Genomic DNA, 14,840 nt, shown 5'->3' with positions numbered 1-14,840 from the left:
ATCCCCTATTACTCCTGCCTCATCAGTGCTGGCCGCCGGTCGTGCAGAACCAGGAGAAGAATCATCCCCATCATAACGCCCAATACAATACCGGCCTCGGTGCTCAGCACCCGTGCCAGAGGGTACTCTGGGCTGGACTGAAAATCTGGGCGAATGATGGAAAAGAGGTTATAAGAAAACAGCATGCCCGACGAGATCCATGCCGCTGCCATTGGCGGCAGAAACCTCCTCGACCCGCGGCGGGTGATCAGCACTAATAGGCCCCACGCACCCACTAATGCCCAGCCGCCTGTACTCAGCGTCAAGAGGCGCCACCACAAATCACGGGAATCCAGCATGCTTGGATCTATGCCAAGGGTGCCTCCTGCAGCCCAGAACACCTTTATAGTGCCGAGGAGAATGCATCCCGCTGCAACGAGTCTGCCAAACGTGACTTGCAGCTGCCTGGTGTGCCCCGGCACCTCCCCGCAGTCGATTGGACCACCCAGCGCCTCTGGCCACCGCGCCTTGGCATATCCTGCTAAAGCCAAAGGCAGGCAAATACCGGCCCCGACCAGCGAGACCATAACGAAGATCTGCTCGTAAACCCAGAAGTCAGCGGCACCTGCTTCCTGATCCAGGACCATGGCGGCTGGGCCAAGGACAGGTGCCAGCAGCAGCATGGGAACGAGAAGACCGGTACCCAGCCAAATGGGCAGAGCCACCAGCCATGCAGGCAGCCGTTCACCCCACGGCCTGCAGAACGCCATCGCCAGCAGGATGCCAACCGCAGCGACAACCGCAGTAACTGCGTTAATCCCCCGCCAGCTGACATCGCCCATTTGCTCTGTGGGAAGAAAGAGGCCAAACGTCCAGGCAATTTTAATCAGCAGATAAGGGGTCACCGCTATGGCAGCCCCATAACCAAATATTCTGCGCATTTTTATCAACGGTGAGGATGCCTGGTCTGTATTTTCCAAATTAGTTCCTCCTGTTTATTAAGATTATTCAAGTTCTTCACAAAATTCCCTTTTACGCACATGGATTCATATTCACAACAATAGCAACATTGGAATTGTATTCCATTCAATAATCTTTAATGTATTAAATACTTCTTAAAAATTGGTAAATATAAATAAGCAGAAGATTTAAACCCTGATTGTTTTTTAGAAGGTTCGAGTATTTATTTGATATTTTAGAAATTTCTAATAAAATAAATCTAGAGGCCAAAGAAAGGAAGTGAATGATGTTAGTTAAAAGAAGATCCGAGCCGGTTGAATTAAAGTCTATAAGATATTTAAACACCCGAATGGAGTTAACTGAAAAGGAAAAGCTGCAGTATTCAAACCTTGAAAAAGGCTATGAAGGAGAGGTGAAATTTGACCGTCTCGCAGAAATTCTCCAGGAAGAGAGATTGATTATCAATGATTTGCTATTGGAGGTAAACAACTCCTATTTTCAAATTGATACCCTGATTATTTCAGAAAGTATGATCCATCTATTAGAAATAAAGAATTTCCAGGGAGACTGGTACTTGGAATCTGACAAGCTTTATACCGTGACTGCCGGCAGGGAATATAAAAATCCCATTTACCAATTAAAAAGAAGTGCGGCCCTGCTCCGCCAGCTGCTCCAAACTCTCAAGCAAAATTACCCCGTTGAAGCCTCCGTCGTTTTCATTAACCCTGAATTCACCTTATATCAAGCCCCGATGGACCAACCTATTGTTCTTCCAACCCAAGTCAACCGCTTTATAAAAGATCTGAATAAAACTCCGTCCAAATTAAATGATGGACATACGAAGCTAGCCCAACATTTAATGTCATTACATCAGCCTAAAAACCCATTTACTGTATGGCCAAAATATCACTTTGAACAGCTAAAAAAAGGGATGCATTGCAAAACCTGTCAATCTTTACCGCTAACTATTAAAAGCAAGGACCTCGTATGCAAAAAGTGCGGAGGGAATGAAAAGATTGAACAAGCGATTCTGCGGAATATAAAGGAGTTCCAGCTCCTCTTTCCTGAACGAAAGCTTACCACACAAAACATCTATGAATGGTGCAATTTAGATCTAAGCAAACGAACAATCTGCAGGGTACTAAAGAAAAACTATACGGCACTCGGCAGTACAAGTAATACTTATTATGTATAAACTTTATTGATTAAAGCATTTGAAGACCATCTGGGGAGACGGGGTCGGACAGAGTTCCTCCGGTTTTCCCCTTATTCTGTCTAAAGTCAGCACCTACTTCGGACTCAACCTCTCCGATTCCTACTCCCACTGTCCGAATACGAATAAGTGCCTACTTCGGACTCGCTTCCTCCAATTTCCTCTCTTTCTGTCTGAAGCTGCATAAACTTCGGACTCGACCTCTCTGATTTCTACTCCTACTGTCCGAATAAGTGCCAACTTCGGACTCACTTCCTTCAATTTCCTCTCTTTCGGTCTGAAGGTGCACCTACTTCGGACTCAACCTCTCCGATTCCTGCTTCTACTGTCCGAATAACCGTCAACTTCGGACTCACTTCCTCCAATTTCCTCTCTTTCTGTCTGAAGCTGCATCCACTTCGGACTCAACCTCTCCGATTCCTGCTTCTACTGTCCGAATAACCGTCAACTTCGGACTCAACCTCTCCTATTTCTACTCCTACTGTCCGAATAACCGCCTACTTCGGACTCACTTCCTCCAATTTCCTCTCTTTCTGTCTGAAGCTGCATCCACTTCGGACTCAACCTCTCCTATTCCTGCTCCTACTGTCCGTAGGTGCGCCTACTTCGGACTCAATTTGACCGCTTTCCAGCAGAGATGCGTATCTGCAATGACAAAATTCGACACGAGCCAAATAAAGCGTTTGCATTTTCACCAATTTCATTTATAATACTTGTATACAAGTATACACGTATACTCAAATGTCATTTCATAAAGGTGATGTTATGAACGATTCTAATGAATTCTTATATCCTCAAAAATGGCTATCTAAAGCTTCCGCTGGTGACCGCGTAGCCTATGAGCTTAGAATGCGCATTATTGCAGGCTTATTTGAAAGCGGTACCACGCTTTCAGAAAATAAACTGGCTGGAGATTTTGCGGTAAGCCGTTCACCAGTTCGTGAAGCATTAAGAACACTGGCATCTGAAAATATCATCCGATTAGAAAGAACGGGTGCTGTTGTTGCCGGCTTAACAGAAAAAGAAATAGAAGAAATTTATGATGTTCGTCTAATGATCGAAACGTTCGTATTTGAACGTCTCATAAGTATGGATACAAATGAATTAGCAATGGAACTAAGCAAAGTATTGGAAATGATGAAGGTAGCTGTTAAGTATCAGGATGCTGATGAATTTTCTTATCAGGACATCCTGTTCCACGAAATCATCATTCGATCTATTGGCCATTCATACGTCTCATTGATCTGGAATAATTTAAAGCCCGTAATGGAAAGCTTCATTCTTTTGTCCATGCGCGTGCGATTCAAGGAAAATTACGAAGACCTTACTCGGATATTGAAAAACCATGAACTATATATTGATGCAATCAAAACAAAAGACAGAGACCTCATGATTAAGTCTTTACACGAAAATTTTGATGATGTTCAAGGGAAAGTGGACGACTTATGGAGATCACAACAAATGCTATCTAAAGGGGTTAAACAACAAGATGACTAGCTATATGTTAGGGATTGATATTGGAACCACCAGTACAAAAGCCGTGTTATTCAGTGAACAAGGTAAAGTTATTCAGCATGAGAATATCGGATATCCGCTGTACACACCGGATATTTCGACAGCTGAACAAAACCCGGAAGAGATTTTTTCAGCTGTACTGCAGTCCATAGCGAATATTATGGAAAACCATTCGGATAAAAACCTGTCCTTTATCTCTTTTAGCAGTGCGATGCATAGTGTTATCGCAATGGATGAAGATCACCTGCCGCTTACGCCAGTCATCACCTGGGCAGATAATCGCAGCGAAGCATGGGCACGCAAAATTAAGGATGAATTGAATGGGCATGAGGTATATAAACGGACTGGAACGCCTATTCATCCTATGTCACCGTTAAGCAAAATCGCCTGGATTGTGAATGAACGCCCTGAGATCGCCAGCAAAACAAAAAAGTATATTGGCATTAAAGAATATATCTTTAAGAAGCTCTTTGATGAATATGTTGTCGATTATTCACTGGCTTCATGCATGGGAATGATGAATCTTAAAACATTGGATTGGGATGAGGAGGCACTAGCGATTGCAGGAGTCACTCCCGCACAATTATCCAAACTTGTACCCACTACGAAGATATTCAAGAACTGCAATCCTAATTTAGCCAAACAAATGGGCATCGATCCTCAAACACCTTTTGTGATTGGCGCAAGTGATGGAGTGCTTTCGAATCTGGGTGTTAATGCGATTAGAAAAGGTGAGATTGCCATCACCATTGGGACAAGCGGTGCCATACGGACCATTATTGACAAGCCGCAGACAGATGAAAAAGGTAGAATCTTCTGTTATGCCTTAACGGAAAATCATTGGGTGATTGGCGGACCGGTAAACAATGGAGGGATGGTTCTTCGCTGGATCAGGGATGAATTTGCCTCTTCAGAGATCGAAACTGCCAAAAGATTAGGCATTGATCCGTACGAAGTATTAACAAAAATTGCAGAACGTGTAAGACCAGGTGCAGACGGCTTGCTATTCCATCCTTACCTGGCAGGTGAACGTGCTCCTTTATGGAACCCGGACGTACGCGGATCCTTCTTCGGATTAACCATGTCACATAAGAAGGAACATATGATTCGGGCAGCGCTGGAAGGCGTCATTTATAATCTATACACCGTGTACTTGGCATTAGTTGAATGCATGGACGGCCCGGTAACCCGTATTCAAGCAACAGGAGGATTCGCAAGATCTGAGATCTGGCGACAGATGATGTCCGATATTTTTGAATCGGAAGTTGTCATACCTGAAAGCTATGAAAGTTCATGTCTTGGTGCCTGTATTTTAGGATTATATGCCACAGGAAAAATCGACTCCTTTGAAGCCGTTTCTGAAATGGTGGGCGATACCTATAAACATACACCGCAAGAAACGGCAGTAAAAGAATATCGACAATTGCTGCCGATTTTCATTCATTTATCAAGAACGTTAGAGGATGATTACTCAGCGATTGCAAATTATCAGCGAAGATTAGTACAGCATAACTAACAGGAGGAGTTTACAATGCCATTAGTAATAGTTGGAATTGGAATCATTGCCTTATTAATACTAATAATGGGCTTAAAATTAAATACATTTATTTCATTAATCATTGTTTCATTTGGTGTTGCTTTAGCACTCGGAATGCCGCTGGATCAAATTGTAAAGACCATTGAAGCAGGATTAGGGGGAACGCTGGGTCACTTGGCGCTTATATTTGGACTTGGCGCCATGTTAGGCAAACTGATCGCCGACTCTGGAGGCGCACAGCGAATAGCTATGACCCTTGTGAACAAATTCGGTGAAAAGAATATTCAATGGGCCGTAGTGGCAGCATCATTTATTATTGGTGTAGCATTATTCTTTGAAGTAGGACTTGTATTATTAATTCCAATCGTATTTGCCATTTCAAGAGAATTGAAGATATCCATTTTGTATCTTGGTATTCCAATGACAGCAGCTCTATCTGTCACACACGGATTCCTGCCTCCTCACCCGGGGCCAACTGTCATTGCGGGTGAATTTGGCGCAAACATTGGTGAAGTACTGCTTTATGGATTTATCATCGCTCTTCCTACCGTGATTTTAGCTGGACCGGTATTTACAAAAATTGCAAAAAGGCTAGTCCCTGAATCATTTACAAAAAGCGGGAGCATCGCCTCTTTAGGCGAGCAGAAAACATTTAAGCTTGAAGACACTCCTGGTTTTGGAATCAGTGTATTTACGGCTTTACTTCCTGTTATTTTAATGTCGATCGCAACGATTATTACATTGCTTCAAAAAACATTGGGATTTGAAGATAATAGTATTCTGGCCGCAATCCGTTTTATTGGTGACGCCGGCACTTCGATGCTGATCTCCTTATTGGTTGCCATCTATACAATGGGACTGGCAAGGAAGATTCCAATCAAAAATGTGATGGAATCCTGTACAACAGCTATCACCCATATCGGAATGATGCTCTTGATTATTGGCGGAGGCGGTGCCTTCAAACAAGTATTAATCGATGGCGGTGTTGGTGACTATGTAGCTGAGCTATTCAAAGGAACGAACTTATCACCGATTTTGCTTGCATGGATTATCGCTGCCATCCTGCGGATTTCCTTAGGGTCTGCCACAGTGGCTGCCTTAACAACAGCTGGCTTAGTCATTCCGATGCTGGGCCAATCAGATGTTAATCTTGCATTAGTGGTACTTGCAACAGGTGCAGGAAGCTTAGTTGCTTCACATGTTAACGATGCCGGCTTCTGGATGTTCAAAGAATACTTTGGATTAAGCATGAAGGAAACGTTTGCAACATGGACCTTGCTTGAAACCATTATATCTGTAGCTGGATTAGGATTTATTTTATTGCTAAGCTTATTTGTATAAACTATATAAGGCAATGGAACCCTACTTCCTGAGAGGGTTCCATTGCCTATTAATCTGAAAAAGGGAGCAAGAACTATGTTAAATACAATTGGTGTTATTGGTTTAGGAGTAATGGGCAGCAATATCGCTTTAAACATGGCCAATAACGGAGAGCAAGTGGCAGTATATAATTACACAAGGGACTTAACCGATAAACTTGTACAAAAACTGGATGGGCAAACCATTAACCCTTATTACGAAATCGGGGATTTTGTAAATTCCCTGGAAACACCAAGAAAAATCTTTTTAATGGTTACCGCAGGGAAAGCTATTGATTCTGTTATCTCCAGCTTGATCCCCTTCCTTGAAGAAGGTGATGTCATCATGGATGGCGGAAACTCACATTATGAAGATACAGGAAGAAGATATGATGAACTGAAATCAAAAGGAATTGGTTATTTAGGAATTGGAATCTCAGGCGGTGAAGTCGGTGCCTTAACAGGACCTTCCATCATGCCTGGCGGAGACAAAGAGGTCTATGATAAAGCCGCTCCTATTCTTACGAAGATAGCTGCACAGGTTGATGGTGTTCCTTGCTGTGTCTATATTGGACCAAAAGGGGCAGGCCATTTCGTTAAAATGGTACATAATGGAATTGAGTATGCGGATATGCAGCTAATTGCCGAAGCCTATACCTTTTTAAGACATAAATTAGGATTATCAGTTGAGGAAATCGCTGATATTTTTGAAACATGGAATCAAGGCGAGCTGAAGAGCTATTTAATCGAAATCACGGCAGATATTCTAAGGAAAAAGGATGAGCGTACAGGGCTGCCGCAAATCGATGTCATTCTCGATAAAGCAGGGCAAAAAGGAACCGGAAAATGGACCAGCCTGCAAGCCATCGATAATGGAATTCCAACCTCGATCATCACAGAATCCTTATTTGCCCGTTATATCTCTGCTTTAAAAGAAGAGCGTGTGACAGCAGAAACACTCTTAACAGGTCCAGAGAAGAATCAGACAGCCCTCGAAAAAGAAGAGTGGATTGAATACATCAGACAAGCTTTATATATGGGAAAAGTATGCGCCTATGCGCAAGGATTTACGCAATATAAAATGTCATCCGAACTGTATGGCTGGAATCTGCCTCTGAAGGATATTGCCCTGATTTTCCGCGACGGCTGCATCATTCGTGCGGAATTCTTAAATGTCATAAGCGAGGCCTACCAAGAGCAGCCGAACCTGGCCAATTTGTTAGTCTCCCCTTACTTTGCAGAAAGAATCAGGGACTATCAGAACGGACTGCGTAAAATTGTCTGCGAAGGCATTCAATCCGGCATCGCTTTACCGTGCTTGAGCTCATCTCTTTCCTATTACGATAGCTATCGGACAGGAAACTCCAATGCGAGCATGCTGCAGGCACAGCGTGATTACTTCGGTGCCCATACGTATGAACGGACTGATTTAGAAGGAACCTTCCACACAAATTGGAATGAATAAAGCGGCGCCTGAGCTAAATTAATAGAGAAGAAAAAACGCTTGCCCCCGCCAGCTGCTTAGCATAGGGGGCAAGCGTTTTTAGTTTAGTCTCTTTCCAGCAGCGCAGCACCTGCGATGCCAGGATCTGTCATCTCATATGGATCGAGAATTAAATCCAGTTCTTCTTCTGTCAGCACATCATATTTCAGGCATAGTTCCCTGATTGGAGAGCCTGTTAAAATGGCTTCCCTCGCGATTCTTGATACGACTTCATAGCCGAGGTGAGGGTTTACCGCTGTGATGATGCCCACACTTTTCTCAACGTATTCCCTTAATCTCTCTTCATTGGCTTCGATTCCTTTTACACAATGCTCTGTAAACGTATTGAATGCATTGTTCATAATGCTGATCGATTGCAGAAGGTTAAAGATCAGGACTGGCTCCATGACATTCAGTTCGAGCTGTCCTGCTTCTGAAGCAAGAGAGATGGTATGGTCGTTTCCGATGACCTGGAATGCCACCTGGTTAATCAGCTCAGGAAGAACAGGGTTTACTTTACCCGGCATAATGGAAGAACCCGGCTGTCTTGCTGGAAGCGATATTTCCCCAAGGCCGGCTCTTGGGCCAGACGCCATTAGACGCAAATCATTCGCGATTTTGGACATATTGATCATGCAGATTTTCAAGGCACCGGAAACTTCCGTGTAAGAATCCGTATTCTGCGTGGCATCTACAAGATGATCAGCCCCTGTAAATGGCAGACCGCTGATGTCGGCAATGTGCTTCACTACCAAATCAATGTATTTAGGGATGGCATTTAGCCCTGTTCCAACAGCTGTTGCTCCCATGTTCAACTCATATAAGTGCTGTTTGGATTGCTGAATGCGCTTAATGTCACGCGCAATGACACGGCTGTAAGCTTCAAATTCCTGGCCAAGCCTGATTGGAACCGCATCCTGCAGATGAGTCCGTCCCATTTTAATTACATGGTTGAATTCCTTTGATTTTTCAAGGAAAACGGAATGCATATGTTCCATGGTCGGGATTAACTGATCCAGCAGATTTAATACAGAGATATGCATTGCAGTCGGGAAGGCATCATTCGTCGATTGGGACATATTGACATGGGTATTTGGGCTGCAATGAGAATAATCTCCCTTTTCATAGCCCATAATTTCAATCGCACGGTTTGCAAGGATTTCATTAATATTCATATTAATGGACGTCCCGGCACCACCCTGGATCGGGTCAACAATAACCTGATCATGCCATAGTCCTTCAATCATTTCATCAGCTGCCTGTACGATCGGGTCTCCAATGCCTGAATAAAGGCGCTTAACCTCCATATTCGCCAAGGCCGCAGCCTTTTTCACCATTGCCATTGCCTTGATTAACTCCGGGTGGATCCGGTAGCCTGTAATCGGAAAGTTCTCAACCGCGCGAAGCGTCTGAACACCGTAATAGGCATCAACCGGAACTTCCTTAGAACCCAGGAAGTCTTTTTCAATTCTGAAGCTGTTCGTTGCTGCTAACATATACTCTTCTCCTTTATATAAACCTTTCAGATATATATAGGTTTTGTAATGACTTATCCTTCGTATACACTATAATCCGGAAAAGGGGAATAAGCAATGGTTATGGGACAATAATATATTGGCTATATGGAGTGCCAGCTTCTCCCTTATTATTTAACTGCACTTTGCCAACTATCTTATGCAATTGACATAAATTTAAATACGACCTACTATTTAATTGCCTTAATTGAAATTGCCTTTAATGCTCGAAATGAACAGGTTCCTTATTACCGGATGGCAGACAAAGGGACAGAGGAAGCTCTTATTATGGATTAAATGGAAGGCCAGCAAATGGCTGAATTTACTCAGCCCTTTAAACCGGAATAGCTTGCTTCACTGATTTTAGCCATAGAAGAAAGAATGCTTAAAGTAAACTCACCTATCCCTATAGGGCTTATTAAAATGATTGGGAAGCTTATTGTTTAATCGACCTGCAAAATAAAGAATCAAGCAAGGAGTATATATATAAGACAAAGGAGAAAATCAGCATGTCCAATCAATCGAGCATGAGAACAGCTGGTCCAAAAAACGTGCTGTTTCACTGGATTTAGCACGAGGTACGATGCTTCTGCTAATTGCACTTGCCCATGCCCCCCTCTACTTGTATACCTCTGAACCCGGGATTATGCAAAGAGTAGAGGCTGTTACCTTCCTTGACCAAATCGTTAATTTTTTGGGCCAATTTTTTATTGATAATAGAGCAAGGGCGATGTTTGCCGTTTTATTCGGATATGGGCTTGTTCTTGCATTTGACAGTCGAATATCTAAAGGAATAAGAGAAAAAGAAGCCATTAAGACGATAAGAAGGCGTTCCTGGTATTTGATTCTATTTGGGATTGTTTTGGCTGTCATCATTGGAGGCCAGGATATTCTTATGGCCTACGGGACAGCAGGGCTGCTCGTCAGCTGGCTTTTAGCACGTGAAATCAAGACACTGATTCGAACCTTTATTTTTATCACCTTATTCTATATAATTTTTGGCCCAATCATGTGGGGCTTCAACATGCTGGAAATCGGAGGCTATGGTTTCCCTCCAGAGGTTTCAGCCGCAGACACCTACCTTGGCACAGCTTTGATAGGCCTATATACTTTTCCTTCTATTCCTATTCTCATTCATTTAATGTTCCCGGTTCTCCCTTCCGTCCTGCTCGGCATGTGGATCGCCAGGTATCAGTTATTAATCAAGCCAGAGCAGCATTTAAAAATCATTTATTTGATTACCGTTTTAGGATTAACCGTTTCTTTATTAGGGGCACTGCCTTTATCGCTGCTGGGGACCTTATGGCATCCAAGCCCATTTACAGCTGGTTTGATGAACGGCTTACACATTTTAACAGGAATTGCAGGAGGCTTGGCATATGCCGCGATTTTCGGGATCATTGGGACCAAGGTAAAAAAGCCTGGGAGTCTTACCCTTTCTTTAATGGCTTTAGGGAAGCGCTCATTAACCTTCTATGTGTGGAACGAGACGATGCTTGTCCTCTTTTTATCGCCGGTTGCTCTTGATTTAGGTGGCCGTGTAAGCAATGGTACTGCAGCGGTTATTGCTGTGGGAATATGGTGTCTTTCTCTTCTATTGGCTTGGGAATTGGAAAAAAGGATTTGAATGGACCATTGGAAGTTTTATTGAGGAGATTAGCCTATAGAAATAAGTAAACGAAGACAACCGAGTATTTTAGGGAACTCGGTTGTTGTTTTTGAAATATGTTTAAATTGTTGTAACACAGCCTTTTTCTGCTGCTTCCATAATGCCTAATATAACTTTTAGCGAGGAAAGCGCATCGCTTCCTGTCACAAGCGGGTCTTGGTCGAGACGAATACAATCAATGAAGGCATCAATCACACCGCTATTTGTTTGATTCTCGTTTGTCTGGATTTTCTCTAGTTCAAAAAAAATATTTTCACCATTTTTATTCATGATTTCTATTTGGTATTTATCACTATGATAAATCTTCAAAATACCTTGTTCGCAATAAATGACGGTACTGTTGTCTTCTTCTCCGTAATAAGTCCAAGAAAAGGCAGCTGTCCCAAGACGGCCTTTTTTGTTTTTAAACTGCATACGATGTTATCACATACTTCAATGGGTTCTCCTTTTCATTGACTTTGTCGAGCGCACCTTGAAATGCGCTGACTTGTTCGATCTCATCATCTAATAAATAATGGATTAAATCGATCTTATGAATCCCTAAATCTCCTGCCACACCCAGACCTGACCGTTCCTTTTTAAAGAACCATGTAGAGTTTGATTTATTGACACCCCATTGTTCCGGTCCAGAGTGTCCAAAGGTTGTTCTAAAAGTAAGTACTTTTCCAAGTTCTTCATTTTTAATGATTTCTTTTGCCTTCTGATGTGCCCGAGTAAAACGCTGGTTATGATCAACCATTAACTTTTTCCCGGATTCCTTTTGAGCTTCGATAATCTTGTTTGCTTGCTCAACTGATAAAGAAATCGGTTTTTCACATAAAACATGCTTTCCGCTTAGTAATGCATTTGCAGAAAAGATATGATGAAACTCGTTTGAAGAACAATCACTAATGGCCTCAACTGCTGGATCAGCCAATAACTCTTCTGCTGTTTGAGCTACACTGCCGCCAAACTGGTTCGCGAGTTCGGTCGCCCTCTGTAAATTCCGGTCAAAAAAAACGATTTCATCCACGTATGGATTATCCCTGTATTCGGGTGCATGGCGTAATTTAGTGATCGACCCACACCCAATAATTCCTACTTTAATACCCAAAGGTTTCCCTCCTACTCTCTCTTTTGGAATACAACTGCAATGATGATGATTAACCCCTTAACAAATCCTTGGAGGTGTGGGGAAACATTCATTAAGTTCATCATGTTATTCAGAATACCTAAGATTAGGACACCAAAAAATGTACCCATAATCTTGCCGCGTCCACCCGTCATTCTAGTGCCGCCAATGATAACTGCAGCAATCGCATCCAATTCATATTGAACTCCTGAGCTTGAAGAAGAAATCGAATTCAACCGGGACGTTTCTATGATGGCTGCTACACTTACAAGTAAACCTACCAGGCTATAGACACCAATTTTTACCCGGTCGACTCGGATTGCTGATAGAAGGGCAGCTTTTTCATTACTGCCAAGGGCATATACATAACGGCCAAATCTGGTTTTATGCATTAATATATATACAAGTGCTGTCATAACAAAGAAAATAATAACAGGATAATCAAATATCCATAAGTCGCTATTGGAAATGGCAGTAAAACTAGGGACCTCTCCGGAAATACTGCCGCCTTCAGCAATATATAAAGCAATGGATCTTGCGGCAGCCATCATCCCAAGGGTTGCAATAAACGAGGCAATTCTGCCTTTCGCAACCATTAATCCATTTAAAAACCCCGCGAATGTACCTGCTATGAATGCTGTTAATACCGCAATCAAAATACTTCCAGTTGCATTTAAGGCCAATACGGTAATGACACCAACTAAAACGAGCACTGATCCAACCGATAAGTCAATTCCGCCCGATAGCATAACAATCGTCATACCTAAAGCCACAATTCCAATAATCGAAACTTGCATCAATATATTCAGCTGATTATTGATATCTAGAAATCTGGGACTCATTATCGAGGCTGCAAGAAAAATAATTAAGAAGGCAATAATGACGCTATACTCAGACCATAGCCAAGAGAGGCGACTTTTTGCTGTTGACGTTTGCTGATTGGGTTGTTTCATTGTATTAATATTAGCCAATTTTTTCGGCCTCCTTTTTGAGCCAGTTGCATAACTCATAATGTCATCTTCTGATGCTTCTTCTCCCTTAAATCGGGCTGTGATTTCTCCTTGGTACATTACATAAATATGATGACAAATCTTTTGTACTTCCGGTGCTTCTGAGGATAAGATAATCACTGCTTTTCCTTGTTCTGCCAATGAAACGATTTGCTGATAAATTTCTTGCTTAGCTCCCACATCAATCCCCTGTGTTGGATTGTCAAAAATGATGATATCTGTATCCACCTCCAGCCATTTAGCAATGATGACCTTTTGCTGGTTGCCGCCGCTTAACTTATCGATTGTAATACGCGGATTGTGAACTTTGATGTTCAGTTTGTCCTTATAATATTGAAATTTCTCCTTTTCTTGCCTTTCCTGAATAAAACCCGACTTCTCAAAATGTCCAATGGACGTTAAGCTCATATTATGAATGACACTTAAATCTTTAATGATTGCATTTTCTTTCCGATCCTTTGGAACAAGCCCTAATCCTGCTTCTACTGCTTTGCGCGGATTATCTATTTTTACTGGCTGTTTATTGATTTTAATTTCACCCGTGTACTTTTTCCGATATCCAAATAAGCTTTCAAAGAGCTCTGTCCTGCCATCACCAGCCAAGCCGGTAAAGCCTAATATTTCACCTTTTCGAAGGGTGAAGCTAATGTCTTTATATAATCCTGGACTTGTTAAGTCAGTCACTTCTAAAATCACTGGTCCATACGAATGCTTTTGAACCAATCTATCTTGAGAAATAGATTTACCAACCATTAACTTGGTAATCGTATCTAAATTTTCATTTTCAATACTGCCGGTACCAACAAGTTCTCCATCACGCAGCACCGTGTAACGGTCACAGACTTCCTTGATTTCCTTTAACTTATGAGAAATATAAATAATGGACACGCCTGAGTTCTTCAAGTTCCTCATTAAATCAAACAAACGGCTGACTTCATGTTCCGCTAACGATGTTGTAGGTTCGTCCATAATGATTAACTTTGATTTATGCAGCAGCGCCTTTGATATTTCTATTAATTGTTTGTAGGAGGTTTCCAGATTTCTGACATATTCCCTGGGATCGATATCCACACCTAGCTTTGCTAATATTTCATTCGTAAACCGGCACATCTCCTGTACTTTTAAGAATCCAAATTTATTTCGCAGTTCTGAACCTAAAAACATATTTTCATAGACTCTAAGATCGGATACTACATTTAGTTCCTGATGGATAAAGCTGACTCCCTGCTCCTGTGATACTCTGGGATTAGACATTTTCACATCCTGGCCATTGATGTGAATGGTGCCGCTATCAGGCTGATGAACGCCGCCTAATATGTTCATCAAAGTAGATTTTCCGGCACCATTTTCTCCTAACAATGCATGGATCTCGCCTTTCTGTACATTTAACGTTACATCTTTCAGAACAGGTACCCCGTTAAACGATTTTTCAATGCTGCTCATTTTCAAAAAAGGACTTGTAGTCATGGTCTTTCGTCCCTCCTTTATAGG

General features: G+C 42.3%; 8 protein-coding genes and 2 pseudogenes. 6 read left to right on the top strand and 4 right to left on the bottom strand.

All coding sequences use genetic code 11. From position 1 onward, the window contains the following. Positions 1-8 precede the first annotated feature (8 nt). The gene (locus M5V91_RS22860; RefSeq protein WP_217026070.1) at positions 9-920 is read right to left on the bottom strand and encodes a hypothetical protein; all 912 of its coding nucleotides are present in this window, start codon (positions 918-920) and stop codon (positions 9-11) included. Between the two features lie 302 nt (positions 921-1,222). Between M5V91_RS22860 and M5V91_RS22855 the strand changes: the two genes are divergently transcribed. From M5V91_RS22855 to gnd, 5 genes are all read left to right on the top strand, one after another. After that, on the top strand, positions 1,223-2,134 hold the full coding sequence (locus M5V91_RS22855; RefSeq protein WP_439649945.1) for a nuclease-related domain-containing protein: 912 nt from the start codon (positions 1,223-1,225) through the stop codon (positions 2,132-2,134). Positions 2,135-2,917: 783 nt separating this feature from the next. After that, on the top strand, positions 2,918-3,649 hold the full coding sequence (locus tag M5V91_RS22850) for a GntR family transcriptional regulator (protein WP_009332401.1): 732 nt from the start codon (positions 2,918-2,920) through the stop codon (positions 3,647-3,649). Continuing rightward, positions 3,642-5,183, top strand: a complete 1,542-nt coding sequence (gene gntK, locus M5V91_RS22845) for a gluconokinase (protein ID WP_251174350.1) — start codon at positions 3,642-3,644, stop codon at positions 5,181-5,183. The genes M5V91_RS22850 and gntK overlap by 8 nt, the downstream gene beginning before the upstream one ends. Positions 5,184-5,198: 15 nt before the next feature. After that, positions 5,199-6,545: a GntP family permease gene (locus M5V91_RS22840; protein ID WP_019380510.1), complete on the top strand. Its 1,347-nt coding sequence runs from the start codon at positions 5,199-5,201 to the stop codon at positions 6,543-6,545. A gap of 75 nt (positions 6,546-6,620) precedes the next feature. Then, positions 6,621-8,027 (top strand): decarboxylating NADP(+)-dependent phosphogluconate dehydrogenase, encoded by a 1,407-nt coding sequence (gene gnd, locus M5V91_RS22835; RefSeq protein WP_217026036.1) that lies wholly within the window; start codon positions 6,621-6,623, stop codon positions 8,025-8,027. 83 nt (positions 8,028-8,110) lie between these two features. Here gnd and aspA read toward each other — a convergent pair whose 3' ends face one another. Continuing rightward, positions 8,111-9,541 (bottom strand): aspartate ammonia-lyase, encoded by a 1,431-nt coding sequence (gene aspA / locus M5V91_RS22830; protein ID WP_251174351.1) that lies wholly within the window; start codon positions 9,539-9,541, stop codon positions 8,111-8,113. A 601-nt stretch (positions 9,542-10,142) separates the two neighbouring features. On the opposite strand from aspA, the pseudogene M5V91_RS22825 reads away from it, so the two are divergent. Next, a pseudogene (locus M5V91_RS22825) lies at positions 10,143-11,236 on the top strand (DUF418 domain-containing protein). Between the two features lie 52 nt (positions 11,237-11,288). On the opposite strand, the pseudogene M5V91_RS22820 reads toward M5V91_RS22825, so the two are convergent. Both M5V91_RS22820 and M5V91_RS22815 read right to left on the bottom strand, forming a co-directional pair. Next, positions 11,289-12,321 (bottom strand): annotated as a pseudogene (locus tag M5V91_RS22820) (Gfo/Idh/MocA family protein). Positions 12,322-12,332: 11 nt separating this feature from the next. Next, positions 12,333-14,816, bottom strand: a complete 2,484-nt coding sequence (locus M5V91_RS22815) for an ATP-binding cassette domain-containing protein (protein WP_284521508.1) — start codon at positions 14,814-14,816, stop codon at positions 12,333-12,335. Positions 14,817-14,840 lie beyond the last annotated feature (24 nt).

The organism is Cytobacillus pseudoceanisediminis (assembly GCF_023516215.1).
GTDB lineage: Bacteria > Bacillota > Bacilli > Bacillales > Cytobacillaceae > Cytobacillus > Cytobacillus pseudoceanisediminis.
The sequence above is the reverse complement of the archived record's forward strand: the minus strand, read 5'-3'. Positions and strand labels throughout refer to the sequence as shown.